Here is a 25,384-nt window from a genome sequence, read left to right on the forward strand (position 1 = left end):
AGGACGTCAGGCTGCGATGGGCAGCGAGGCAGATCTGCCCACGATGGCTGGTCCAAGCGGCTGGGCGGATGGACTGATCTGATTTTCACCGCGGCTAATTCAGATGAGGATCACGAGCCGTGCCTGTCTGTGCTGCAAGATGCCGAAGCTGTTTTTCTTGAAGCCATCGACTCCCGCAAAGGATCGCCCTACTACTTCGGGTTCAACGCATAGGCCGATAAGTCGGCGTCGTCTACATGCGGATTTCATGGAAGTCGATGCCGTTGGCGGCACCGCCAACTATCCAGCAGCACACCTGCCGAGTCCAATGACGGATGCGCGAACCGGAGCGCCAGCCAGTCCCACCGCGAACGTCATCAGGCCCCAGCTGTTCCCCTGGCAGTACGTGGGCTTACGACGGACGCGCCAGCGGAATGCGGTGCCATCGACGGTGATGAGCCGCGAACCCTGAACGCCGAACTACGCGCGTGGATCGAGCGGCTGGGTGGGATGGACGCCATGCGCGTCGCCGTGCTGACCGAGGAGTTACGTGCCGAGCAGGGGCGGTTGCAGGTAGCCGTCACGGACGCCACACGGCGGCTGCACGAGGTCGAGCAGCGGGTCGTGCAGACCGAGGAGACCGTGCTGTTGCAGGAGGTCGGGGTCTACGACTACCAGCACCCGCTGAGCGACGTGGTGGCGTACAAAGAGCGGCTGGCGGAGGTCAAGGCACGGATCAAGGCGATGTCTAGGGACGGCAAGGCGGTGCTGGGCTCCACGAACTGGCAGGTCAACGGGTCGGCGGCCGAGGGGCGCCGGATGGTGCGCGACTTCTCCAAGCTGATGCTGCGCGCCTACAACGCCGAGGCCGACAACTGCGTGCGCACGCTGCGTCCGTACAAGCTGCAGTCGGCCGTCGACCGGCTGGAGAAGGCCGTGGAGATGATCGTCAAGCTCGGTAAGACGATGAGCATCCAACGTCGGCGCGTTCGGCAAGGACGTCGTCAAGATCGGCATGACCCGGCGCTTGGAGCCGGAGGACCGGGTGCGGGAGCTGGGGGATGCCTTGGTGCCGTTCAGGTTCGACACGCACGCACTGATCTTCAGCGACGACGCGGTCGGGCTGGAGGGGCGGCTGCACGCCGCGTTGAACGATCGGCGGGTCAATAGGGTCAATCTGCGGCGGGAGTTCTTCCGTGCCACGCCCGCGGAGGTCAGGGATCTGCTGGAGCAGATCGCGGGCCAGCATCTGCTGGAGTATCGGGACGTTCCCGAGGCTTAGGAGTGGCGGCAGTCGGTTCACACAGCGGTGGGGGAGGGGGAGGTGCGCGTCTGACGGCATTGCCCGGGGGCACATCGGGGGCACATGGCGTTGGAAGACGGTGGAGGGCAGTGGCAGAGGACGGCAGCGTTATTGCAGGTCAGAGAGCAGGCCGCTGAGTGAGCCGCAGGTCAGAGAGCAGGCCGCTGAGTGAGCCGCAGGTCAGAGGTGGGCGGGATCAGAACCCGGCCTACAGGCCGACTCGCCCGCTTCTTACGCTTCTATTCCTTGATCCCTACCTAGCCGGAGTCGGCACCAAGTCAGCTCTGCTCGTGCCCTCCAGACCGCCGTGCGTTTGCAGGCGGCAGCCCACCGCTCGTCATGGACGGGGTGAAGCGCCCAGCCGCCCGGGTCTGCTCCGGAGCTGTGGCGCCCGGCAACGCGCCGGGCTTGACGTGAGCGCGGAGCAGGTGTCAGGGCGAAGGGCTCATGGCTTGGTCTCGTTGAGGAGGATGCGGGCCAGATCGCGGGGCTGGGAGAACATGGGCCAGTGGCCGGTGTTCAGCTCGACCAGTCGCCAGTGCTCGCTGGCCAGCAGCGCGGCCACGTCATCGGTGGGCTCGTCGCCGTCGAGCAGGCATTTGACGTACGTCGCCGGAAGCTCGCCGAGCGGCCGTGACAGCACGGCGGGCTCGGTCAGTGTGGCTCCGGGATGCGGTGTGGAACCGCCCACGATGCGGGTGATCTGCTCGCTCGTGAGGCCCTGGCCGTCGTAGTCGGCCGCGGTCAGCGGCGCCCAGAAGCCGCCGTGCTCCGCGATCGAGGCCTCCACCATCGCCTTGCCGTCCGGCCAGCCGGACACGAACGACGCGCCGTCGGCCGGAACGTTGGAGTCGACGAAGACCACGCGGGCCAGCCGCTCGCCGATCCGCTCGGCGGCCTGACCGACCGGGATGCCCGAGTAGCTGTGCCCGACCAGGATGACGTCACGAAGATCAAGACGTTCGACCTCGTCGACGATGTCCTGGACGTGGGTCTGCTGCCCGGCGGGGACGCCTTGCTTGTCGGCGAGGCCGGAAAGCGTCAACGGGTGAGCACCGTGGCCGGCCGCACGCAGCTCAGGCACCACCTCGTCCCACGCCCACGATCCGAGCCACGCGCCCGCTACCAGTACGAATTCCATGATGGCAACGTACCGAAGCGCTCCGACATTTCCGTGCCAGGTTGTCCGCGCGTAGGCCAGGACTATTTGCAGCATTATGGTGTCATGGCTCGGATCAAGGATGTCGTGGTCGATTGCCGGCACCCCGCGTCGGTCGCGCGGTTCTGGGCGGCCGTCCTGGACGGTTACGAGGTGGCTCCGTACGACGAGGCCGAGCTGGAGCGGCTGCGAAGCATGGGGATCGATGACCCGGAAGACGACCCGACGGTGCTGGTCGAGGCTCGGCCGGGTGTCACGCCGCGTTTCTTCTTCCAACTCGTTCCAGAACCCAAGAAGGCCAAGAACCGGGTCCACCTCGACCTCGCGTGCGACGACATCGACGCGGAACTGAAGCGACTGATCGCCCTCGGCGCCCGGGTAGTGGCCACAGAGGAACACTGGATCGTGCTGGCCGACCCCGAGAACAACGAATTCTGCCTCCACGGCCCATGATGATGTGGGTTTCCCGGCACGCCGGCTTGCCGAGTGGGGGCTGGTTTCCTTTTCTGTCGTGACGAGAACGGTGCGTTCGAGGGATTCCGCTCGGCGGGCGGAGATTGTGTAAATGACGAGCTCTCTGTGGTGGCTCCTGGGCTCAGTTCCGCTGGTGGGACGGGCGCATATTCATTTGTCCTCCCGTAGGGCCCCCTCTACCGGAAGGGCGTACCTGTAAGGCCTGTTCGTGCTGGTCGGCGGGGTATTCAGGTACATGCCTGAAAAGCCCAGAGCCTGCAGGAAAGTCCATCAATGTGATTTATGGTGCACTGTTGCCTGGTCGAAGGGGCATGGCGTCATGGCTTCTTTTATTTATTGTGGCGTCTGTTTTCTCTATCGGTACTTCAGTGCTGCGTTGTAGGTTCGCTGAATGGGTATTCCCTGGTCGCAGTGCCGCCATGGCGACACGAAGAAGGTCCGATTCATCGGAATTCAAGCGATATGGGGGAACCGAGTGATTCCTCGGGAAAAAGGCTCTTTCATAGGTAAGCCCGCGTGGACTCTGGCGGTCGCGACGGCGATCACCGGCGGATTCGTCGCACTGTCGTGCCCGGCCATGGCCCACGCCGGCACGGAAGCGCGGAGCGTCACCGGGCAGCGGGTGTCGTACGGCCACGCTGCCGCCGGCGTCGGCGCCGACCAGCGGAAGCCGGTCGGTGATGACGACGACGAGGACGGCAAGGGCAAGTGCTCGAAGAAGTGCCATCCCGGCCCTCCTGGTCCTCCCGGGCCTCGGGGCCGCAGCGATGGTATCGACTCGGCGCTGGCCACACCGACTGGCGCGCTCGGCCCCGTCAAGTACATCGCGCTTGCCCAGGGCAACGGTCCGACCTTCGTCCGGGACCCCTCGTCGGTCGCGCCGAACGCGTTCTGGCACGACCTGTCCTCGCTGGCGGGCTACCCCGGCAACGTGACTGACGTCAGCCTGACGGCGGTGCCGACCACCAACACCCTGCACATCACGCTGCGGACCCTGACCGGTCAGGTCGTCCAGACGACCTGCCTCGTCACCGTGAACGCGACCTGGCCCGGCATCTGCAGCGCCTTCGTCAACTCCACGCCACCGCTCTAGGCCTGACCAGGGCTTTCGGAGTGACAGCGCGTGCCGTGCCCGGGGATGTCCCGGGTACGGCGCCGTCAGTCATCACGACACCTTCCGCCCGACCGTCTGTCGGGCCTAAGGGGAATTCAAGTGATATGGGGGAACCGAGTGACTCCTCGGGAAAATGGTCCGTCCGCAGGTAGGACCGCATGGACCCTGGTGGTCGCGACCGCGGTCACCGGCGGGTTCGTCGCGCTGTCGAGCCCGGCAACGGCCGGCGTCAGCGCGGAAGGGAAGAGCGTTGCCGGGCACCGGGCGGCGGCCGGCGTCGTCCAGGCCGCCACCGGCCTCTGGTGGAGGACCGCCAGGAGGTGCGACCACGACGACCGGAGTCGTGACAAGAAGAATGGCTGCCCCGAGGGTCCTCCCGGGCCCAGGGGACGGGTCGACGGTGTCGACTCGGCGCTGGTCACGCCGACGGGCGTGACGACCGGGCCCGTGCGGTACGTCGCGGAGACCCAGGCCAACGGGGCGACCCTGGTCCGGGACCCCACGTCGGTCGGGCCGAACCCGTTCTGGCACGACCTGTCCTCGCTGGCGGGCTACCCCGGCGACGTCACGGGTGTGACTCTGACGGCGGCCCCGGAGTTGCCGCCGGCGGCGAGCGCGGCGAAGCGGCCCGGCAAGGCCCCGGGTGCCGCCGGCACGGGTGTCACTCTGCTGGTGGCCCCGGCCACCAACAAGCTGCTCGTCACGGTGCGGGCGAAGACCGGCCAGGTGGCGGAGACGTCGTGCGGCCTCACCCCGAACGTCGTCTGGCCGGGCAACTGCACGGCCTTCGTCAACGTCACCCCGCCACTGTGAACCTGGCCGGGGCTCAGGCGTGACCGCGCGGGTGCCGTATCCGGAAGCCTCCGGGTACGGCACCGCCGTTCCCGCCGAAGGCCGGCTCAGGCGTTGATGACCACGCCCGAGGGGACCAGCAGGAAGACCTTGGGCGCGATGCGTTCCATGTCGCCGCGGCGTCCGAAGACCAGGCCCACCGCGAAGTCGAGGAGTGGTTTGGCGTCCGCATCCGACATTCCGGTGAGGTCCATGACCACGGGCAGCCCCTTGCGGAAGAAGTGCCCCACGTAGACGACCTCGTCGTAGTCCTGCGGGCGCAGCGTCTTCAACATGGTCATGTCAGGTGGAGGGCCCGCAGTGGTCCTCTTGGACTCGCGCTCGTCGGGACCAGCGGTCCCTGGGGGGTCTGCCACGGTCCAGACGCTAACACCCGTAGATCGCCCCTAGGACGCGTACGGTTCAAAACCCCTCGAAGGGGGCCAGGTGACTACGTGCCGGGGGTTCCGGCGCACTAGTCAACCACCCGGCCCTCCGCGCGCCCGTACAGCTCACCGAGCGCGCCCGCGAAGGCGGTCAGGGCCGAAGGCGTGCTCGGGCGGGGTGCCGTACCCGACGATGAGGCCGGGCGGCCCCCTCCCGGAGGACAGCCCCTCGACCGCCACACCCCTGCTCCGCATCGCGTGCGGGCGAGGTCAGCGGGCGTCCCACTCGCTGAGGATGCGGGCCTCCTTGTCGGGCGCCAGGCCGTGCCGCCGCCAGTGGGGGAGGCGGCGCTCCAGCTCGGCGTGATCGCGGTCTTTCAGCCAGTGCCACGTGTCGCGCACGGTCTCGGCGACCGGGCGGCACCGCAGCCCCGCCGCCTCGGCCTTGGCGGTGGAGACGTCCCAGGTGCCGACCTCGCCGGGGGTGGACGGGATCCAGAGGGGAAGCTCGGTCCACGGCTCGACCTCGCGGGCGAGCAGGAACTCGTCGTCGATCCAGACCAGCTCGGGGCTCGCGCCGGTGACCTCGGCGCAGTCGGCCAGCCACCGGCCGAACGTGGTGTTGCCGGCGGGCCCGGTGGTGAGGAAACGGTCGTTCACCCCCTTGGCCGCCTGGTCGACGGTGAAGATCGCGATGTCACGGGCGTCGATGAGCTGCATCGGGAGGCCGGGGTCGCCGGGGGCCACGACCCGGCCGCCACGGGAGACGCGCCGCAGCCAGGCGGGCAGGCGGCCGACGTTCTCCCATGGGCCGAGGATCAGCCCCGGCTGGATGATCAGCGCGTTGCCGTCGAAGTACTCCTCCACGGCCCGCTCACAGCCGGCCTTGAGGACGCCGTAGTCGCCATCCTCCGGGCCGGCGTCGGGCGAGCACTCCCACAGGGGAGCGGACTCGTCGACGCGCTTGGCCGGCCAGTCGGAGATGGCCGAGATGGTGGAGATGAACGCGTAGGTGGCGGCATGCCCCGACAGGGCGCGCGCGGAGTCGGCGACCACCCGCGGAGTGAAGCCGCACACGTCGATGACCGCGTCCCACTCGCGTCCCTCGGCGAGTGCTTCGAGGTCCGCGGGGACCTCACGGTCGCCGCGGACGGCCGTCACCCCGGGCAGATCGTCTCCGGACCTGCCCCTGTTGAAGGTCGTGACCTCGTGCCCCTGCCGCAGGGCCTCTTCGACGATGGCCCGGCCGAGGAACACCGAACCGCCGATCACCAGGATTCTCATGGCGACCACTCTCGACCCATGGCCGCCTTCCGCCGAGACCTTTCACGGTGAGCGAATCCGCTACGAGCGGACGCTCGCCACCGGAGTGAAGCCCTGGCGGTCGAGCACGTGCACGCGAGCCGCGCCGATGTCGAAGTACAGGCCGACCAGTTGCAGCCGCCCCGAATCCTCCAGGCCGGCCACCGAGGGGTACGTGCGGAGATTGTCGAGCTGCTGCGCGACGTTCACCCGGCACAGCCGGTCGAGCGGCCCCTCGTCCTCGCCGGTGCTGTCGGACAGCACATAACGCGCGAGCGTGTGGTCGCCGTGGCGCAGCCAGCGTTCGAGCCCCGGCAGCCCGCCGGTCTGCTCCCCGGCGCTCAGCACGGCGGCCATCGCCCCGCAGCCGGAGTGCCCGCAGACCGTGATGGTGCGGACGTCGAGTGCGGTGGTGGCGTACTCGATGGCCGCCACCACCGAGTCGTCCGGGGGAGAGGCGCCGTGCCTCGGCACGAAGTTGCCGACGTTGCGCACGGTGAACAGGTCGCCGGGGCCGCTCGCGGTGATCAGGTTGGGCACCACCCGGGAGTCGGCACAGGTGATGAACAGGTGCGAGGGCTCCTGCCTCCGCGCCATGCGGTGGAGGAACGGCCGTACCAGGGGCGCGGTGCTCCGCTGGAAGTCGATGGCGCCGGCCAGCAGGTCGGGCACGGCATCCGCGCGCGACCCAGGCCCGCCGGGCTCGGCACGGGAGGGCACCCAGACGCCGTCGTGCCGCACCGGGATGCTGGACAGCGGCCCGCCCCGCCGGTAGGCGCGGGGGAGCCACCAGCGGTCGGGGGCCCGCGGCGGCGTCTTCGCCGAGGAGACGCGGGTGCCGCCCGCCGCCGAGGTGTACCACTCGTCGTGGATCTCGTCGATGGTGATGGTGCCGCCCGCCCGCTCGTGCTCGAGGCGCCAGCCGTGCAACGCCTCGAAGGCGGCGTTGTCCATGAAGTCCACGTTGAGGTCGAGGTCGACCGCGGCGCCCGCCGGGATCGCTTGCAGGTTGTCGGTGAGGCGCGGCACGCCCACGAAGGTCAGCGAGCCGGTCACCACGACGTGCCAGCGGTCGTCCGGCTCCAGGCGCACCTGGACCGACACCCTGGTCAGACGGCGCAGCGCCGACAGCGCGGCGAGCCCGAGGCCGATCAGCACCCCCTCGGCGAGGCCTATTACGACGACGGCGCCCATGGTCAGGATGTAGACCGGCAGCTCGCCCTGCCCGTGCAGGCCGCGCATCGTGCCGAGGTTGACCATGCGCACGCCGATGAAGACGAGCAGGGCCGCCAGAGCCTCCATCGGGATCAGCGTGACCATCCAGCCGAAGCAGACGGCGAACAGCAGCACCCACACGCCGTGCAGGACGGTGGACCACCGGCTGCGCGCCCCGGCCTTGACGTTGGTGGTCGTGCGGACGATAACCCCCGCGACCGGCAGGCCGCCGAGGGCCCCCGACACGACGTTGGCCATGCCCTGCCCCGTCAGCTCGCGGTCGAGATCGGAGCGGGGGCCGTCGTGCTGCCGGTCGGCGGCCACCGAGCACAGCAGCGACTCGACGCCGGCCAGCAGCGCGACCAGCAGCACGGCGCCGGCGATGCCGTGCCAGTCACCGCTCGGCATGGCCGGCGACGCCCACTCGCTGAAGCCCTTGGACAGGTCGGCCCTGGCGATGTCCCAGCCGAACACCCCGGCCGTCAGCGCGGCGATGGCCAGCGCCGCGAGCGGGGCGGGCAGCACGTTCAGGCGCGGCAGGCGCGGCCACAGCAGCAGCACCGTGATGGTCAGCACGCCGACCGCCACGGCGTGGCTGTGGTTGTTCACGATCTGGTTCGGCAGCTCGATGAGATTGTCCACGGCGGACTTCTGCGACTGCCCGCCGAGCACCACGTGGAGCTGCGACAGGGCGATGACCACGCCGACGCCGGCGAGCATGCCGTGGACCACCGCCGGCGAGACGGCCAGTGCCGTCCTCGCGACCTTGAACGCGCCGAGCACGAGCTGCAGCACTCCCGCGGCCAGAGTGATCATGCAGGTGGCGCGCCAGCCGTACGTGCGCACGAGCTCGCCGACGACGAGGGCGAGCCCGGCCGCGGGACCGCTGACCTGCACGACCGACCCGCCGAGCGGCCCGGCCACCAGGCCGCCGACCACGGCGGCTATCAGGCCCGCGATGAGCGGCGCCCCGCAGGTCACGGCTATGCCGAGGGAGAGGGGCACGGCGACCAGGAAGACCACCAGCGAGGCCGGGAGGTCGTGCCTGAGCACCGAGGAAATACGCTCGGTCCTTGAACGGCTACGCTGCGTGTCCTCGGTCATGAGCCGACCATACGACGCGACGGCCGTTTGATTAAGCCTTTGGCCGCCGCGTTTTATATATGACGGGAGAACACTGATCGATCAGCGGTAGTAGTCGGGATAGTCCGTCTCGCCCCGCCGGCGGTGGCCGCCGCGCGAGGGCGACGCCTGTGACGACTGCGTCGACTGGGTGGTCGGCGCAGGCTGGTCGGGCCCTGGGCCGCCGTTCGCGCCGGTTCCGTAGAGCTCGCCGTACGAGGGCCAGCTTCCCCCGGAGTTCTGGACCGGCTGGGGCCAGCCGGGGGACGTCGCTCCCGGCGCCGCGTAGCGCTCGGCGTCGTAGCCGGGGTAGCCCTGACCGGCCGCGGGCTCGTCGCCCGCGAGCGGCAGGTCGCGCCCGGTGGGCGTCTCGTACGCGGGGACCGCGCGGGACGGCCCCGTCGGCAGGCCGGACGCGGGAGTCGGCCCGTTCACCGAGTCGGAGTCGTCGATGGTGGCCCAGCCCGGGCGCACCTCGTACGAGGGTGCCGGTGAGGCGGGAGGCGCGGACGGGGCGGCGGCGTACCCGTCGTAGGTGGGCAGCTGGTAGTCCGCCGCCTTCCACGTCTCCTTGGAGGTGCCGGCCGCCGGGGTCGGCTCGTCGAGGATGTCGTACAGGCCGGTCGCCGGGTAGGCGGCCTGCGCAGGCCAGGAGCCTCCGGCGGGGAAGTCGCCGGTCGCCCCGGGAGCCGCCGGGCCGGTGCCGAGCGGGTCGTACGACGCGGCGGCAGGGAAGGACCCGCTGCCGCGGGAGCCGCCCGCCGCGCGGGGTGTCTCGTACGAGCCGGTCGAGGAGCGGCCGGCGTCGAATGGGCCGGTCGCGCTGTTCGGGGTGTCCAGGGGGCCGGCCGGACGGGAGCCGCCGGAGCGCGGGCTCTTGGACGCCGGACCGCCGGATACGGGACCGCCGGACAGCGCGCCGCTGGACAGCGGATCGTTCGCGAGCGAGCCGGTGGGGTGCGGGGCGGCGGAGAGCGGGCCGGTGGTCAAGGGGCCGGACAGCGGGTCGTGCGCGGGGTCCGTGGCGGGGCGGCCCGCCGTGAACGGGCCCGTGACGTCACGGGAGGCGTCGGCGCGGGCGGCGTCGGGCCGCGCGGTGGCGGCACGTCCGGGCTCGGCGATCCTGCCCGAGCCGCCGCGCCTCGCGTCGGTGCGCCGGGAGTCGGTGGTGCGGCCGGGGGCGGTGCGCCCGGGGTCGCCGCCCGCGTCGGAGCGGCGGCGGGGCTTCGCGCGCGAGTCCGCGACGCCGAGCGGGTCGGCGGGGTCGGGCCGTGAGCCGCGACGGCTGCGCGAGGACGGCTGCGGGGTGCCGATCGCGCCGAGCACGTCGGCCGCCGACGCGGCGGGGGCCGGGGGAACGGGGGCCGAGAAGGTGACGGTGCGATCAGACGCCGCGGCGGCGGAGGGCGTGGCGTTGCGCGAGGGTTCCACCAGGTCGGCGAGGCCTGCCGGCCGGGTGGGAAGGGCCGCCTGGACGGTGGCGGCGTTCGCGTCGACGCCTTCTTCCTTGGGCTCCTTGGGCGAGGCGGCCTTGGCGGGAACGGGCGCGGAGTTGGACGGAGAGGACACGTCGGGGCGGCTCGCTCCCATGCGAGCCGCGATGGTGCCTCCGAAGGCGCCGTCGTCGGCGCGGACCCGGCTCCAGTAGTCGTCGTCGTAGTCGTCGGCGTCGCCCCACTCGTCGACGCCGCGGCGGCCACGGGAGGAGGCGGCCTGCTTGCCGCGGGGCGCCGGACGGCCGCCGGGGCGCCCGGCGGGACGCGAAGCGGGCCTTCCGTTGCCCGGGCGCAGGCGCGCGGTCGCCCGCTCGGGCTCCTGGAAGGCGTCGAAGCCCTCGGGGAAGCTCTCGAAGAACGTCTCCTCGGCGGGACGCCCGGGACGCTTGGCGTTCGGGTCGTCCGCCTGCTCGGCCATCTTGCGCAGCCGCTCAGGAGGCAGGTTGCTCTCCCGGCGGTTCATCGACCGCATGCCGAGTGCCACGACCACCAGGACGAGGAGCACGACGGCGACGAGGCCGAAAATGACCGCGATCATTGCACCACCTTCATGGCCATGGCCTTCCAGTGGCGCTGGTGAGATCGCGCGGCCATCGACGCGACCTTCCCCCGTTGACCACCTGCGCTCCGGGATTGCATCTGATTCTGTCCGACCACTATGACCGTTGTCACACCCTACGAGAAGATCTGGTATCCATGACTACCTCTGGTGCTCAGCATGTCACTCGATGTGGGCCGCCGAGAGGCGTCCCCGAGCGATCGTGTGCCGGGCGATGTCCTCCAGCGTCTCGCGGAGGGCGGCGCCCTCCTTGCGCTCGATCTTGGAGTCGAGCGCGTAGACACTGAAACGATAGGTGTCATCGGGCCGGCACGGGGGCGAGTAGCCCACCTTGCCGCTCGACGTCAGACCCTGGACGGCGCCCCTGGGCACGCTGTTCTGCGCGAGCTCGGTGGTGAGCGGGTCGATGTCGAACAGCACCCAGTGCACCTCCGCCGCTCCTTGCGCGTTGTTCGCGTCGATCACCAAGGCGATCGACCTGGTCTCCTTCTGCGGCACACCCGACCACCTCAGGGGCGGGTTGCCGACCTTTCCCGTGCAGGAATACTCGGCCGGGAAGGGGGCCCCGTCGCGGAACCGGGGGCTGGAGACGCTGAGCCCGTCCAGCGACCTGTCGGTCGGTGAACCTGCGCCCACGATCCCGCAGCCCGCCGCCGCCGTCGCGACGACCGCCGCGATCACAGCGATACGCCCGCTGCGTCCCGTGCGCCCAACGCGCACGGACTTTCTCGGCTGCCCCATGCCCGCTGATGCTACGCGGATCTGAGGGGTGCGCTGACCCCATCGCCCGAATGAGCGGCGCCAGGAAGTCCCTTAATCAGCCACAATCGAGGCATGGATGGCGCGAAGTCGGACACGCGCGTGAGCTTCGGCGTGCTCGGCCCGCTGGAAGTGCGTCACGACGGCGCACGCCTTGACATCGGCGGCCGGAGGTTGCGAACGCTCCTCGCGTTGCTGCTGCTCAGCCCCGGACGAACGGTGCCTTTCGCCACCCTGGTCGCGGGGGTGTGGGAGGCCGATCCGCCGAGCGCGGTCGGCAACGCGCTGCAGGCTCTCGTCTCCCGCCTCCGCGCGACTCTGGGCCGGGGTCTGGTGGCCGCGGAGACGTCAGGTTACCGGTTGGTTATATCTCCGGATCAGGTCGACGCCCACCGCTTCGCCCGGCTGGCCGCCGACGGCCGTACGGCGCTGGCGCGCGGCGACGCGGGCGGGGCCGCGGGCACGCTCAGGGAGGCGCTGGCGCTCTGGCGCGGGCCCGCGCTCGCCGACCTGAGCGAGGTCGAGGCGGCCGGCGCGGAGATCGCCCGGCTGGAGGAGCTGCGCCTGGCCGCCGTCGAGGACCGCTTCGACGCCGATCTGCTGCTCGGACGCCACGCCGAGGTGACCGGCGAGCTGTCACCGCTGATCGCCGCCCATCCGCTCAGGGAACGGCTGCGCGGCCAGCTCATGCGCGCTCTGTACGGCTCAGGGCGCCAGGTGGAGGCGCTCGCCGCCTACCAGGCGGCCCGCGCGGACTTCGCCACCCGGCTCGGCGCCGACCCCTCGCCCGCGCTCGCCGCCCTGCACCTCGGCATGCTCCGGGGCGACCCGCCAACGGCCGTCGCGCCCGAGCCTGGGACGCCCGAGCAGGGGCAGGAGCCCGAGATGCGCGACAAAGGGCACAAGAGGGGCAACCTGCGCGCCCGGCTGACGAGCTTCGTCGGGCGGCGCGACGACGTGCGGCGCGCGGGCTCGCTGCTGGCGGAGCACCGGCTGGTCACGATGCTCGGCCCGGGTGGCGCGGGCAAGACCAGGCTCGCCGTGGAGTCCGGCGAGGCGCTGGCGGGCCGGATGCCGGACGGTGTCTGGCTCGCCGAGCTCGCCCCGGTACGCGACCCCGAGGGTGTGCCGCAGGCGGTGCTCGCCGCGCTCGGCATGCGCGACACCCGCCGCGTGCCCGTACGGACGCCCGTCCCCGACGCCGACCTGACCGGCCGCCTGGTGGCCGGCATCGGGTCGCGCCGCCAGCTGATCATCCTCGACAACTGCGAGCATCTGGTCGACGCCGCCGCGCGGCTCGCCGACCGGATCCTGGCGGAGTGCCCGGGAGTGCGCATCCTCGCCACCAGCCGTGAGCCCCTCGGCATCACCGGCGAGCTGCTGTGGCCTGTGCAGCCGCTCGACCACGAGAACGCCCTGAGCCTGTTCGCCGACCGCGCCGCCACGGCCTGCCCCGGGTACGTCCTGGACGGTGACGCGGAGGCGGTCGCGCGGATCTGCCGCGAGCTCGACGGCATGCCCCTCGCGATCGAGCTGGCCGCCGCCCGGCTGCGCACGCTGTCCGCCGGGCAGATCGCCGACCGCCTCGACGACCGCTTCCGGCTGCTGACCGGCGGGAGCCGCACGGCGCTGCCGAGGCACCAGACGCTGCGCGCGGTCGTCGAGTGGAGCTGGGACCTGCTGGACGGCCGGGAACTGGTGCTCGCGCGCAGGCTCGCGGCCTTCGCCGGCGGGGCGTCGCTCGACGCGGTCGAGACGGTGTGCTCCGGCGGCGGGCAGCCGCGCGAGGAGGTGCTCGACGTGCTCGCGAGGCTCGTCGACAAATCGCTCGTCGTCTGCGAGAACGAGCGCTATCGGATGCTGGAGACCATCAGGGCGTACGCGGCGGAACGGCTCGCCGAGTCGGGCGAGGAGCACCGAGTGCGGCGCGCGCACGCGCGGTTCTTCACCGGCATGGCCGAGACCGCCGAGCCTGAACTGCGCCGCGCCGGGCAGGTGAAGTGGCTCGCCGCGCTGTCGGCCGAGCACGACAACCTGACGGCGGCGCTGCGCTGGGCCGTCGGGTCGGCGGACCGGGGGCTCGGGGTCCGGCTGGTCGGCGCGCTCGGGTGGTACTGGTTCCTGGCCGGCCGCAGGGCCGAGGGCGCCCAGCGTGCCGCCGAGGTGATCGCCCTGGTGGACGCCCCGGACGCCCCGGACGCCGGGGACGACCTGGCCCGCGGAGACGGTCTGGACGGCGGAGACGACCGAGGCCGTCTGGGCCGCGGAGGCGGTCTGGACGGCGGGGACCACCAAGGCCGTCTGGACGCCGGGGAGGACCCGGGCCGCGGAGGCCGTCTGGACGCCGGGGAGGACCTGGGCCGCGGAGGCGGTCTGGTTGCCGGGGAGGATGGTGGCCGTCCGGATGATCGGGGCGGCCTGGACAGCGGGGGCGACGCCGAGGTCGGGCCGAGGAGGCTGGCGCTGGCGCTCACGGTGCACGGCATCCTCATGGCGGGCGGCACGAACCAGTGGCAGGAGGCCAGGGACGTGCTGACCAGGGCGATGGCCCTGGCCAGGTCGTCGGTGCCCCGCCCCTGGCCGGCGATGGTCTCGCTGGCCGAGCCGATGCTGGTGCTCTTCATCCCCGACGTCGCGCCCGACCAGGAGCGCACCATGGCGGACATGTTCGGCGACCCCGACCCGTGGGTGGTCGCCTGCGCCCACCTGCTGCGCGCGCACGTGCACTACAACGCCGGTCGGATCGCCGAGGGCGAGGCCGACGTGGGGTCGTCGCTCCGCCACTTCCGCGCGGTGGGCGATCGGTGGGGCATCGGCACCGCCATGGGCGCGCTCACGGAGGTGAGCATGCTGCGCGGAGACAACGCCACGGCCATCTCGGTGCTGCGGGAGGCGCTCGCGCTGCTCGACGAGATCGGCGCCGTGGAGGACACCCCGTACATGCGCACCCGGCTGGCCATGGCGCTCAACGCCTCCGGCGACCCGGCCGGCGCCCAGGCGGTGCTGGACCACGCGCTCGACATCTGCGTGAACGCCGGCGACCGGGTGGGGGAGTCGGGCGTGCACAGCGTGCGGGGTGACTTCGCCCGCGAGGAGGGGAAGCCGGCGCTCGCGAGGTGGCACTACGAGGAGGCGATCCGCCTCGCCGTGGACCCGCTGGTCTTCCCGGCGCACTTCCGGGCCCTGCTGCACTCGTCGCTCGGGCTGCTCGCCGAGCAGGAGGGCGACCTGCGGGCCGCGCGGGAGTCGCACCTGGAGGCGCTGCGGCTGGCGCGGGACGCCAAGGACGGGGGCGCCTACGGGCTGGTGCTCATCGCCGTCGCGGGCCTGGTCGTGCGCGAGGGGGACGCCGCGAGGGCGGCGGTGCTGCTGGGCGCGGCGTCCCGTATCCGCGGGATCCAGGACGTGATCGGTTACGACCATGTGCGGATCACCGAGGCGACGATGGCCGCGCTCGGCCCGGAGAACTACACCCGGTACTTCGAACGCGGCCGCACGATCCTCCCCGAAGAGATCCCCGCCCTCACCGCCCCGCGCCCAGGGATCGCCCTGACCGCAGGGTGATCCCATCTCGCTCGGACGAAAAGACCATCGCCCTTGCCCCTGTCCGGCCTTGCCCCTGTCCGGCCTTGCCCCTGTCCGGCCTTGCCCCTGTCCGGCCTTGCCCCTGTCCGGCCTTGCCCCTGTCCGGCCTTGCCCCTGTCCGGCCTTGCCCCTGTCCGGCCTTGCCCCTGTCCGGCCTTGCCCCTGTCCGGCCTTGCCCCTGTCCGGCCTTGCCCCTGTCCGGCCTTGCCCCCGGCCGGTACGACCCCGGCCCCGGCCGGCACCGTCGGTGCGGGGGTCAGCCGCGGGAGCGGAAGGCGCGCAGGGACAGCGGGGCGAAGACCAGCGCGATGACGAGGGCCCAGACCAGGGAGATCGTCGCGTGGCTCGCGACCGGACCCCCGCTGAGAAGGCCGCGGACGGCGTCGGCCAGATGGGTGACCGGGTTGACCTCCACCCACTTCTGCAACCACCCGGGCAGCGTCTTGGTCGGGACGAAGGCGTTGGAGGTGAACGTGAGCGGCATCATCACCGAGAACGCGATGATCTGCACCTTCTCGGGCTCGGAGGCCACCAGGCCGATGAGCACCGACAGCCAGGACATCGCCAGGGCGAACGTCAGCAGCAGCGCCAGCGCGCCCACCACCCCGGCCACCCCGGTGTGGATGCGGAAGCCGAGCACGGTGCCGAGGCCGACGAAGAGGGCGAAGGCCCACACCTGCTTCAGCGTGTCGGCCACGATGCGGCCGGCGAGCGGCGCCGAGCGGGCGATCGGCAGGCTGCGCAGCCGGTCGAACACGCCCTTGGTGATGTCGGTGCTGAGCCCGATCGCGGTGGTCAGCGTCGCGAACAGCATGTTCTGCACGACCAGGCCGGGCAGCGAGAACTGCAGGTAGTCGGTGGTGGACCCGGAGATCGCGCCGCCGAAGACGTAGGTGAACAGCAGCAGGAACATGATGGGCTGCACCGAGAGGTCGAGCAGCTCCATCGGGTTGTGCTTGATCTGCACCAGGCTCCGCCAGGCGAGCGTCATGGTGTGCCGGAGCGCGGTGGCGGGGCCGATGCGGCCCGGGACGGCCTGCGCGGGCGCGGTCAGCGTGGTCATGCCGGCACCTCCTCCTTCTCCTTGGTCTCCGCCACGGAGGCCTGGTCTTCGGCGCGGTGGCCGGTGAGGGCCAGGAACACCTCGTCGAGGCTGGACTTGCGCAGGCTCAGCTCGGCCGCGACCACCCCGAGGTCGTCGAGGCGGCGCACGATGGCGGGGACCACCGTGGGGTCCTTGATGTTGACCGTGGCCTGGCCACCGGTGAGATCGGGGCGGTCGCCGATGACGTCGGTGATGACGTCGGCCACCAGATCGAGGTGGTCCGCGCGCATGGGCCGCACCTGGAGCACCTGGGCGCCCGTGGTGGCCTTCAGCTCGTCGGAGGTGCCCGAGGCGATGACCCTGCCGTGGTCGAACACCACGATGTCGTCGGCCAGCTCGTCGGCCTCCTGGAGATACTGCGTGGTGAGGAGCACGGTGACGCCGTCGGCCATCAGGCCGCGCACGACGTCCCAAAGGTCGGTGCGGCTGCGAGGGTCGAGACCCGTGGTCGGCTCGTCCAGGAACAGGACCTGAGGACGCCCGACCAGGCTCGCCGCGAGGTCGAGCCTGCGGCGCATGCCGCCGGAGTAGGTCTTGGCCGCCCGGCCTCCGGCGTCGGTCAGGTCGAACCGCGCCAGCAGCTCGCCCGCCCGCTGCCTGGACGCGGGACGGGACAGGCCGAGTAACCGGCCGATCATGACGAGGTTCTCCACGCCGGTGAGCGTCTCGTCGACCGCGGCGTACTGCCCGGTGAGGCCGATCAGCGAGCGCACCCTGTGGGCGTCCTTGACGACGTCGAAACCGCCCACCGTGGCGTGGCCGCCGTCGGGCCGGAGCAGGGTAGCGAGGATGCGCACGGCGGTGGTCTTCCCCGCGCCGTTGGGCCCGAGGACACCGAGCAGGCGCCCCTCGGGAACGACGAGGTCCACACCGTCGAGGGCGCGCGTCTCGCCGTAGTGCTTCACCAGACCTTCAGCCTGGACCGCATATCGCATAGCTTCAACTCCTCAGTTAACGGGCTGGGGGGAACGCTCGGCTCGCGGTCCGAGTGACTGGTTCCGAGTCTTGCCTACGGCACTGACATTTCTCTGAGGCGAGACCGCGATCACCGCCCGCCCGCTGACAGACGGCTGACAGAAACGCGTCCTGCCCCGATTGCAATGGCGGTTCCCCGTTCTGGAGGAACGCCGGGCCTCCGAAGGCGCCCGCACTTCAATGATGCGTGAAGGCCGAGGTACCCGGGCACGGGCACCTCCGAGGTGGGCGACATACCGGTCGAGGCGGAGCCGGGCCGGGGACGGTCGCGGTGCTCCCGGGGGCGGCGATCTAGTTAGGCTGGTGGCGTGCCTGCTCCCCTGCGTGACCCCGCCCACCGGGTATCCCGTCGCGCGATCACCCTGTGGCTGCTGGAGGCGCTGATCGGTTTCCTCCTGCTCGTCGGAGGATCGGCCCTGGCGGCTTCCTGGATCGCCGGGTCCGGCTGGTCGTGGGTGCCCTCCTGGCTCTCGGGGAACATCTGGTGGCTGCCGGGGGTGATAGCCGTCGTGGAGCTCCCGTTCGTGGTCATCGAGCCGCTGTGGCGCTACGCCGTCCACCGGTGGGAGCTGTCGGGAGACGTCGTCTACGCGCGGTCGGGGTGGCTGAGCCGGCAGTGGGTCTTCATCCCCGTCAGCCGCATCCAGACGGTCGACAAGGAGCAGGGCTGGTTCGAGCGCCTCCTCGGCCTCGCCACGGTCGAGATCCGCACGGCCTCGTACGCCGGATCGTCCTCTATCAAGGGCTTGGACGTCGGCGTGGCGGCCCGCCTGGCGGAAGACCTCGCACACCGGGCCCACGAGCTCAGGGACGACGCGACATGACCGAGGAGTCCGGCGCTCCCGGCGGACCGGGCGGAGGGCCGCCCGGGGTGTGGGGGAGCGGTGTGATGGCGGTTCCGCCGTCGCGGCTCAGCCCGCTCGTGCTCCTCATCGACCCGGTGCGCATGCTGCCCTCGCTGTTCCTGCCCCTGGCGGGTGTGCTCTTCGTGGGCGGCTTCTCGCCGTCGTCGTTCGTCTGGGCGATGCTGGGGCTCGTGGGCTCGGTCGGGTACGCCGCCGTGCGCTGGGCCACGTTCACCTACCAGATCGTGGGCGACCGGCTGGAGCTGACCCGGTCGCTCGTCAGCCGTTCCGTCAGGACCATCCCCCTCGAACGCGTCAGGGGCGTGGACGTCACGACGCCGCCCCTGCATCGGCTGTTCAACCTCGCCGTCATCCGCGTCGACACGGGAGCGAGCGGCGGCGCCAAGCAGGAGGGCGAGCTGGACGGCGTACCGCTCCCCGAGGCCGAGCGGCTGCGGCGGGTCCTCCTCCGGCGCAGCCGCGACGCCCGTCACGAGGACCACGCCGAGACGGCGGGAGCCGGGCCCGAGTCGTCCCTCACGCGCACCGCCACCCCCACCGCCGTGCACGAGCGGGTGTACGTACGGGTGCCCTGGCGATGGCTCCTGTACGGGCCGCTGTCCGGCGCGTTCCTGCTCACGCCGTTCGCCCTGCTGGGCGGTGCCATCGGCCTGGCATTCCAGTGGGGCAGCGAGTTCGGCCTCAGCGAGCGCGTCGCCATCACCCTGGGCGAGTGGCTGTGGAACCGGCCGATCCTGCTGGTCCTGGCCGGGCTCCTGCTGGTGATGGCCATGCCCGTCGCGGGCGGCGTGATGTACGCCGTCTTCAACTGGAACTTCACGCTCCGCCGCCGCGACTCTTCCTTGGTCGCCGAGCGCGGGTTGGTCACCAGGCGCAGTGTGGCACTCGAACACCGCAGGATCCGGGGCTACGAGATCGCCCAGGGCCTCCTGGAGCGCCGGGCCCGGGTCGCGCGGCTGTGGGCGATCGTCACCGGCCTCGGCGACTCGCGGACGAGAGGTCAGTTGCTGCCCGTCGTGCCGAGGGACTTCGCCATGAAGGTCGCCGCCGACGCGATCGGCCCGTTCGGTGCCGAGCTGCGGCGGCATCCGCCGAAGGCGCTGCAGAGGCGGCTCTTCCGCGCCGTCGCCCCGGGGGTCGCCGTCGCGGTGGCCGCCTTCCTGCTCGGCTGGTTCTGGATCGGAGCGCTCGCGCTGGTCGTGGCCGCGATCGGCGTCCCGCTCGGGCTCGACCGTTACCGCTCCCTCGGTCACGCCTACGACGGCGCGCGCCTGTCGGTCCGGTCGGGCTCCCTGCCCCGGTCGCAGGCGGTGGTGGAGCGCCGGGCCGTGGTGGGCTGGACGGTGCGCCAGACGTGGTTCCAGCGGCGATCGAGGGTGCTCACCGTGATCGCGGGGGTCGGCGCGGGCAGCGGCGGTTACGCCGCGATCGACACCGGCGAGGAACAGGGCGTCCGCTTCGCCGCCGAGGTGACCCCCGAGTGGCTCGCCCCCTTCACCACCGGCCACTGACGGGCCCTGGGCACGTTCATCGAGAGGTGGCCGCGCCCTGGGAGTCGGGCAAGGTGGTCGCGCCCTGGGAGTCGGGCGGCGTCTGCCCGAGAAGGCTGAGCACGCCCTCACGTTCGGCGTCGGTCAGGCGGATCAGCGGGCACGCCCTCTCCAAGGCGTCGCCCCCCCTGACGGGCGGCCCTGCCGGCCGATGGGGCCGGAGAGTCCGCGTGATCGTCCGGTGCCGGGTCGGGCAGGGACGATCACGCGGACCGCGTTCCGGGCTCGGGTGCCTGTACCCCAGGAGCATCCAGCCAGGCCGTGCTGCTCGTCCTGGCGGCGGGCATCTGGTCAGGCCGTGGTGCTCGTCGTGGCGGTGGGCATCTGGTCAGGCTCTGGGTACCGGCTCTGGCGGCGGCATCCGGTCACGGCGTGCGTGCTAGTCCTGGCGGCGGGCTCCGAACATGATCTCGTCCCAGGTCGGGACCGAGGCGCGGCGGCCACGGCCCCCCTTGCGCGCCGGCCGGGCCGGCTTGGGCGCCTGCGGAGGAACGGCCGGCGGCTCGGCGGCCTTGACTTCCTTCTCGGGCTTCTCAGGCTGGTCCGCCTTCTCGGGCTCGGCGGACGCGGCGGCGGGACGCTCGGCGGTCTCGCCGCTGGTGCGGGCGGCGGGCACGGCGACCGGCGCCTCTTCGGTCTCCTCGGCCTTCTTGGCGGCGGCCGGAGCCTTCTTGGGGGAGGAGGCCGCGGCGGGACGTGCGGCGGGTGGCACCGGCACCGGCCGCCCCGCCTTCCTTTCCGAGGAGGCCTGGCCGGCTCGCGTCTTCTCCGGAACGGGCGCGTTCGAGCTTTCGGCGGCTTCATCGCCGGCCGACGGCCGGGCGGCCTCGGGACCGGGCCGTGTGGTCTGGGCAACGGGTCGTGCGGCCTGGGGATCTTGCTGTACGGCCTCGGCATCTGGCCGCGTGATCTCGGGAACTGGCCGGGTGACCTCGGGGGCGGGCCGTGTGGTCTCGGCGGCGGGCTGCTCGATCTCGGTCCCGGCAGCGGACGCGGCCCGGGCGCCCGGCTCGCCCTCCCCGGTGGGCGGGACGTGGGCGGCGGGCTCACCGGCCGGAGCCGACGCGACCTTGGGCTCTGGCTCGGTCGCCCGAGCCGAGGGCACGACGTCCGGAGTCGAGGCCTTGATGTCCTGAGCCGTGGGCTTGGCGTCCGGAGTCGAGGCCTTGATGTCCTGAGCCGTGGGCTTGGCGTCCGGAGTCGAGGCCTTGATGTCCTGAGCCGTGGGCTTGGCGTCCGGAGCCGAGGGCTTGGCGTCCTGAGCCGTGGGCTCGGCGGCCGGTGGCCGCGTGACCTGTGCCTCCGCGGCGGGGGCCTTCACGGCCTCCACCTCAGAGGCGGGAGCCGCCGCGACCTGGGCCGCCGGTGCCGGTGCGTTGCCGGGCTCGGGCTTTCGCGCCTCGGCCGCGCTCGGCGGTGCCGACCGTGTGGTCGTGCGCCCGGCGTCGGCCACCTCGCTCGTGGCGGCCCCCAGGGCCGCCTCGTCCGGATCGGCACCCGGCTCGGTGACGCCCGGCGCGGCGGACTCGGCCGCGCGCGGTGTGGTGGCCTGCGGTGCCGGGGTCTCGGCGGGCTGCCGGGCGGCGGGTTCGAAGTGGCCGGGCGCACTCGGCTCGGCGGTGTGAGAAGCCGCGGGCTCGGCGGAGTGGTAGGTCGCCGGCTCGGGAGACCACTGAGCCGCCGGCTCGGGGGACTGGCGGGTTCCGGGCTCGGGGGAGTGGGACACCCGGTCCTGCGAGTGGTGGGCCGCGGGCTCGAAGGTGGGCTGGGGGTGGCGTTCGTAGGACTGCTGGACGGCGGGCTCGAAGGTGGGCCGGGGCGCACGCTCGGTCACGGGCCTGGGGACCGGACCCTGCGAGGACTCGGACGAGGGCCTGAGGGCCGCGGCGGGCTCGGCCGCGCGGAGCGGCGCCGGCTCACGGCGGGCCGCCGGCTCAGAGTAGGACGCGGGCTCAGAGTAGGACGCGGGCTCGTGCCGGGACTCAGGCTCGCGCTGGGAGGCGGACTCACGGCGGAAGTCGGCCTCGTGGTGGGTGGCGGACTCATGGCGGAAGTCGGCCTCGTGGTGCGAAGCGGACTCACGACGGGACTCATGCTCCTGGTGCGAGGAGGGCTCGCGGCGGAAGCCGGGCTCGTGGCGAGGGGGCGGGTCCTGGCGGAAGGCCGCGGGCTCGGCCGGTTCGGGGCGGCCACGCTCAGGCAGGCCTCGTTCCGGTAGACCGCGCTCCGCGGCGTGGTCCGGGAGGTCGCGGAGGTCCGGGAGGTCGGGCCGTACGGGGTCGGGGTGGGTGCGGGCGGCGTGGTCGTGCCGCACGACGCCGGGCAGGGCCGCGGGCGCCTCGACGGGGATCGCCGGGACGGGGGCGAGCTTGGCGGCGAGCCGGGGCACGAACGGCGTCACAGTACCGCTCTCGGCGGGCTCAACGTACTCGGCCGCCGACAGGCGCATGGCCTCGTCGTCGTACGGCGTGACGTGGCGGCGCCTGAGGTCGAACAGCCACTCGGCGCTGCGCGTGTGACCGTTCCACACGAAGCCCAGCTTGATGCGCCACAGGCCGTCGTCGCGCTTGCAGGAGTCCCAGTCGATCTCGTCGCTGGGGACGCCGCGGCGGCTCAGCCGCTCGGCCACCAGCTCACCGAGGGTCGGCCCCGGAGTGGACTCCCCGGGCAGGCGCACGGCGACACGCTGCGCCTGTTGCGCGGTGTACTCGCGTTCCTGCAGGACGGGTCCCTCGAACCAGCGGACACGCTCCACGGGGATGCCTGCGGTGGCGGCGATCTCCTCCGCGGTCTCCCCCGCACGGATGCGGGCCTGGATCTCCTTGGGGCGCAACGGACTCTCCACTTCGATCTCGTACTGGCCGAGACGGGAGAAGTTGCCGCGGACCGCCGCTCGGAGCCGTTCGTCGACGGGAAGCGTGAACCGTGTACCCCTGCCGGCCGTGGCCAGCACAAGGTATGTTCCGTCCTCGCTCACCGCGACGAGTCGGAGCTCCTGCATGCGAGTCCCTTCGTCGTCGTGCTCAATCTTCCCCCGGACCCTTGAGTCTCTCGCGTGAGCCGGTTACCTGCCAGCACCGTACCCGGCATGTCCGAACATCGCCTTCCTCAGAGGCACGGGAAGCGATGAGAGGCGGTTATATATGTCGCTTTCACCCTATCTATCGGCTGCTCGATATGCAGCAAACGGGTTAGGCGTCCTGCACGGATTCTCGCGAATCGCGCCCGTCGCCGCCTTCGACTTCGGCCAAGAGGCATGAGAAAGGCCCGGACCTGCGACATCGCGACGGTGCCCGCCGAGGGGGCCGGGGAAGCGGGCGGCGTCCAAAAATGATCTCCGTCGCGGTACGGCCGCGCCGGTGAACGCCTCCTACCGGTGGAAACCGTAAAAGATGTTCATACCCCCACATCCCGGATAGAGGTCATGCGGCGGCGTCCGGTCCCCTGCGGCAGGGGGGATGCGGGACGCGCCCAGAACGTGCCGGAACACCGCCACTGCCGGAAGGGACTGATCTCAGGGATGGGCGGCAAGGAAGGCTTGGACCTCAGCGCTCCGCAGATCGCGGGCAGCGCCCTCGCGGCGGGCACGGCGGCCGTCGCGGCGTCGTTCCTCGGAGTCACGGGAACGATCATCGGCGCCGCCGTGGCGAGCGCGGCGACCACGGTCGGGAACGCCGTCTACACGCACTACCTCAAGCGGACCCGCGACCGGCTCAAGGAGGCCCACGGGCTGATCACCGGGCAACTGGAGGGGCAGGCGCTGGAGGAAGAGGCGGAGGAGGCGGCCCTCGCCCGCCCGGGTGAGGACGGGCTGGCCACGGCGGTCCACGCCACGGTGCGCGACCACGGCCCCTCGGAGCTGCCGCCCACCGTCGGCGACACCGCTCCGGTGGACGCGGCCGTGGCGCAGGCGCCCCCGTTGAGGCGCGAGGGCTCGCCGGGCCCGCTCTGGGTCACGTTGGTGGTCGCGACCGTCGCCACCTTCGCGCTGAGCATGGGCGGGATCCTGGCGTTCGAGCTGCTCAGCGGCAGGCCCCTGGCCGCCACCGTCCACGGGCGGAGCGGATCGGGGACGAGCTGGGGCGGGCGGGTGGACGAGCCGGAACCGATCGCTCCCACGCCCTCGACCTCGGCCGGCGTCTCCGGCTCAAGCCCCTCCTCGGAGCCGGGCGCGAGCACGTCACAGGAGCCCACCACGGCGGAGACCGGGCAGCCGTCCGTCCCGTCGTCCTCGGCGTCGCCCGAGGGAAGCGTGATGCCGACCCAGGACTCGGGCACAGGGGACCAGGGGGACGTGCGGGGCGGCACCGCTCAGCCCAGCACCACGTCCAGGTAGTCGTTGGAGAACAGGCGCCGCGGGTCCAGCTCGTCGCGCAGCGCCACGAAGTCACCGAAGCGGGGGTAGACGGTCGACAGGTAGGCCGCGTCGCGCGTGTGCAGCTTCCCCCAGTGCGGCCGTCCCGAGAGGCGGGTCATGATCTCCTCGACCCCCTCGAAGTAGGCCGGGTTCGGCGTGGGCCGGTAGACGTGGCAGGCGATGTAGGCGGAGTCCCTGCCGTACGCGGTGGACAGCCAGGCGTCGCTCGCCGGGGTGACCCGCACCTCGATCGGGAACGTGATCCGCCAGTCCCGCAGTTCGAGCAGGTCGCGCGTCTCGCGCAGCGCCTGGCCCAGGCGCTCGCGCGGGATGGCGTACTCCATCTCCAGGAACCGCACGTTCCGCACGCTGGTGAAGATCTTGTACGCCTTGTCGGTGTGGGCGGACGAGGTGAGCGCCTTCGCGGAGATGCCGTTCAGCCGGGGGATGGCCCCGGGGAACCGCCGCCCGACCCCGCACAGGGCGCCGAAGAGGGTGTTCTCCAGGAAGACGTCGTCCAGCCAGTGCCTGAAGGCCCCCGGCGGCGCGGCGGGGCCGGGCGACCGGTTGTTGCGCTTGGTCAGGCAGGTGTCGGTGTGCGGCAGCCAGAAGAAGTCCAGGTGCTCGTTCTCGCCCGTGATCTCGTCCAGCGAGGACAGGATCTCGCTGAGCGTCATCGGACGCCTGACGTTGCGCAGCAGGAACGACGGTTCGACCCTGAAGGTCACCGCCGTGAGGATCCCGAGGGCGCCGAGGCCGACCCGGGCGGCGTCGAACAGGTCGCCCTCCGACACCGTGACGAGCGACCCGTCGGCGAGCACCATCTCCAGCTCGGTGACCTGGTCGGCGAGCCCGCCGATCTCCCGGCCGGTGCCGTGGGTGCCGGTCTGGATCGCGCCCGCCACGGTCTGGTCGGTGATGTCGCCCATGTTGGCGAGCGCCAGCCCGCGCCGGTCCAGCTCCTCGTTGAGCACGCGCAGCGGCGTGCCCGCCGCGACCCGCACCCGGCCCTCACCCGCCTCCTGTACGCCGGTCAGCGCCTCCGGCCGCAGCAGGATGCCGTCGGTCAGGGCCACCCCGGTGAAGGAGTGCCCGGTGCCGGCCATGCGCACCCGCAGCCCGCGCGCGGCGGCGTCGCGTACGGCTCGCGCCACCTCCTCGGCCGAGGAAGGGGCGCGTACCTCGGCGGGGGTGATGGACTGGTTGCCCGCCCAGTTCCGGAAGACGGCGTTCATGGTGGAGCACGA

General features: G+C 71.9%; 19 protein-coding genes and 1 pseudogene. 9 read left to right on the forward strand and 11 right to left on the reverse strand.

The genetic code is table 11. The annotated features are described in order from the left end of the window. Positions 1-822 precede the first annotated feature (822 nt). Both ACOZ38_RS12130 and ACOZ38_RS12135 read left to right on the forward strand, forming a co-directional pair. Positions 823-897 (forward strand): annotated as a pseudogene (locus ACOZ38_RS12130) (DUF4041 domain-containing protein); the annotation flags it as partial. Between the two features lie 97 nt (positions 898-994). Continuing rightward, positions 995-1,261, forward strand: coding sequence for a GIY-YIG nuclease family protein (locus ACOZ38_RS12135; protein ID WP_424530441.1), 267 nt, complete (start codon positions 995-997; stop codon positions 1,259-1,261). A gap of 466 nt (positions 1,262-1,727) precedes the next feature. Here the strand turns inward: ACOZ38_RS12135 and ACOZ38_RS12140 are convergent, their stop codons facing one another. Then, positions 1,728-2,423, reverse strand: a complete 696-nt coding sequence (locus ACOZ38_RS12140; RefSeq protein ID WP_424530443.1) for an alpha/beta fold hydrolase — start codon at positions 2,421-2,423, stop codon at positions 1,728-1,730. An 84-nt stretch (positions 2,424-2,507) separates the two neighbouring features. On the opposite strand from ACOZ38_RS12140, the gene ACOZ38_RS12145 reads away from it, so the two are divergent. The 3 genes from ACOZ38_RS12145 (at position 2,508) to ACOZ38_RS12155 (ending at position 4,842) form a co-directional block, all read left to right on the forward strand. Beyond that, complete coding sequence (locus ACOZ38_RS12145; RefSeq protein WP_424530445.1) at positions 2,508-2,894, forward strand: VOC family protein; 387 nt, start codon at positions 2,508-2,510, stop codon at positions 2,892-2,894. 598 nt (positions 2,895-3,492) lie between these two features. Next, positions 3,493-4,008: a hypothetical protein gene (locus ACOZ38_RS12150; protein ID WP_424530446.1), complete on the forward strand. Its 516-nt coding sequence runs from the start codon at positions 3,493-3,495 to the stop codon at positions 4,006-4,008. A 189-nt stretch (positions 4,009-4,197) separates the two neighbouring features. After that, positions 4,198-4,842: a hypothetical protein gene (locus tag ACOZ38_RS12155; RefSeq protein ID WP_424530448.1), complete on the forward strand. Its 645-nt coding sequence runs from the start codon at positions 4,198-4,200 to the stop codon at positions 4,840-4,842. A gap of 86 nt (positions 4,843-4,928) precedes the next feature. Here the strand turns inward: ACOZ38_RS12155 and ACOZ38_RS12160 are convergent, their stop codons facing one another. From ACOZ38_RS12160 to ACOZ38_RS12180, 5 genes are all read right to left on the reverse strand, one after another. Next, on the reverse strand, positions 4,929-5,162 hold the full coding sequence (locus ACOZ38_RS12160) for a cell division protein SepF (RefSeq protein ID WP_405146394.1): 234 nt from the start codon (positions 5,160-5,162) through the stop codon (positions 4,929-4,931). A 354-nt stretch (positions 5,163-5,516) separates the two neighbouring features. Beyond that, positions 5,517-6,530: an NAD-dependent epimerase/dehydratase family protein gene (locus tag ACOZ38_RS12165; RefSeq protein WP_424530449.1), complete on the reverse strand. Its 1,014-nt coding sequence runs from the start codon at positions 6,528-6,530 to the stop codon at positions 5,517-5,519. Positions 6,531-6,590: 60 nt separating this feature from the next. Further along, the gene (locus tag ACOZ38_RS12170) at positions 6,591-8,867 is read right to left on the reverse strand and encodes a SulP family inorganic anion transporter (protein WP_424530450.1); all 2,277 of its coding nucleotides are present in this window, start codon (positions 8,865-8,867) and stop codon (positions 6,591-6,593) included. Positions 8,868-8,948: 81 nt separating this feature from the next. Continuing rightward, positions 8,949-10,919: a hypothetical protein gene (locus ACOZ38_RS12175; RefSeq protein WP_424530451.1), complete on the reverse strand. Its 1,971-nt coding sequence runs from the start codon at positions 10,917-10,919 to the stop codon at positions 8,949-8,951. A 183-nt stretch (positions 10,920-11,102) separates the two neighbouring features. Continuing rightward, positions 11,103-11,681, reverse strand: coding sequence for a YbhB/YbcL family Raf kinase inhibitor-like protein (locus tag ACOZ38_RS12180; RefSeq protein WP_424530453.1), 579 nt, complete (start codon positions 11,679-11,681; stop codon positions 11,103-11,105). A gap of 93 nt (positions 11,682-11,774) precedes the next feature. Between ACOZ38_RS12180 and ACOZ38_RS12185 the strand changes: the two genes are divergently transcribed. Then, complete coding sequence (locus ACOZ38_RS12185; RefSeq protein ID WP_424530455.1) at positions 11,775-15,263, forward strand: AfsR/SARP family transcriptional regulator; 3,489 nt, start codon at positions 11,775-11,777, stop codon at positions 15,261-15,263. 277 nt (positions 15,264-15,540) lie between these two features. On the opposite strand, the gene ACOZ38_RS12190 is transcribed toward ACOZ38_RS12185, so the two are convergent. Both ACOZ38_RS12190 and ACOZ38_RS12195 read right to left on the reverse strand, forming a co-directional pair. After that, positions 15,541-16,347 carry an ABC transporter permease gene (locus tag ACOZ38_RS12190; RefSeq protein ID WP_405146405.1) on the reverse strand — a complete coding sequence of 269 codons (807 nt, stop codon included), beginning with the start codon at positions 16,345-16,347 and terminating at the stop codon, positions 15,541-15,543. Further along, the gene (locus ACOZ38_RS12195; protein WP_405146406.1) at positions 16,344-17,324 is read right to left on the reverse strand and encodes an ATP-binding cassette domain-containing protein; all 981 of its coding nucleotides are present in this window, start codon (positions 17,322-17,324) and stop codon (positions 16,344-16,346) included. The genes ACOZ38_RS12190 and ACOZ38_RS12195 overlap by 4 nt, the downstream gene beginning before the upstream one ends. A gap of 348 nt (positions 17,325-17,672) precedes the next feature. On the opposite strand from ACOZ38_RS12195, the gene ACOZ38_RS12200 reads away from it, so the two are divergent. After that, positions 17,673-18,188, forward strand: coding sequence for a PH domain-containing protein (locus ACOZ38_RS12200; RefSeq protein WP_405146408.1), 516 nt, complete (start codon positions 17,673-17,675; stop codon positions 18,186-18,188). Beyond that, a complete protein-coding gene (locus ACOZ38_RS12205) occupies positions 18,185-19,741 on the forward strand; it encodes a PH domain-containing protein (RefSeq protein ID WP_424530456.1) in 1,557 nt (518 codons plus the stop codon). The genes ACOZ38_RS12200 and ACOZ38_RS12205 overlap by 4 nt, the downstream gene beginning before the upstream one ends. Positions 19,742-19,757: 16 nt before the next feature. Here the strand turns inward: ACOZ38_RS12205 and ACOZ38_RS12210 are convergent, their stop codons facing one another. Beyond that, positions 19,758-19,895: a hypothetical protein gene (locus ACOZ38_RS12210; protein WP_424530457.1), complete on the reverse strand. Its 138-nt coding sequence runs from the start codon at positions 19,893-19,895 to the stop codon at positions 19,758-19,760. A gap of 264 nt (positions 19,896-20,159) precedes the next feature. Then, complete coding sequence (gene sepH / locus ACOZ38_RS12215) at positions 20,160-22,781, reverse strand: septation protein SepH (RefSeq protein ID WP_424530459.1); 2,622 nt, start codon at positions 22,779-22,781, stop codon at positions 20,160-20,162. A 519-nt stretch (positions 22,782-23,300) separates the two neighbouring features. On the opposite strand from sepH, the gene ACOZ38_RS12220 reads away from it, so the two are divergent. Further along, complete coding sequence (locus ACOZ38_RS12220; protein ID WP_424530460.1) at positions 23,301-24,116, forward strand: hypothetical protein; 816 nt, start codon at positions 23,301-23,303, stop codon at positions 24,114-24,116. Here the strand turns inward: ACOZ38_RS12220 and ACOZ38_RS12225 are convergent. Continuing rightward, entirely contained in the window at positions 24,092-25,372 is a 1,281-nt protein-coding gene (locus tag ACOZ38_RS12225; RefSeq protein ID WP_424530461.1) for a D-arabinono-1,4-lactone oxidase, read from the reverse strand. The genes ACOZ38_RS12220 and ACOZ38_RS12225 overlap by 25 nt on opposite strands. Between the last annotated feature and the right edge of the window lie 12 nt (positions 25,373-25,384).

This window comes from Sphaerisporangium viridialbum (assembly GCF_049674955.1).
GTDB classification, from domain to species: domain Bacteria; phylum Actinomycetota; class Actinomycetes; order Streptosporangiales; family Streptosporangiaceae; genus Sphaerisporangium; species Sphaerisporangium viridialbum.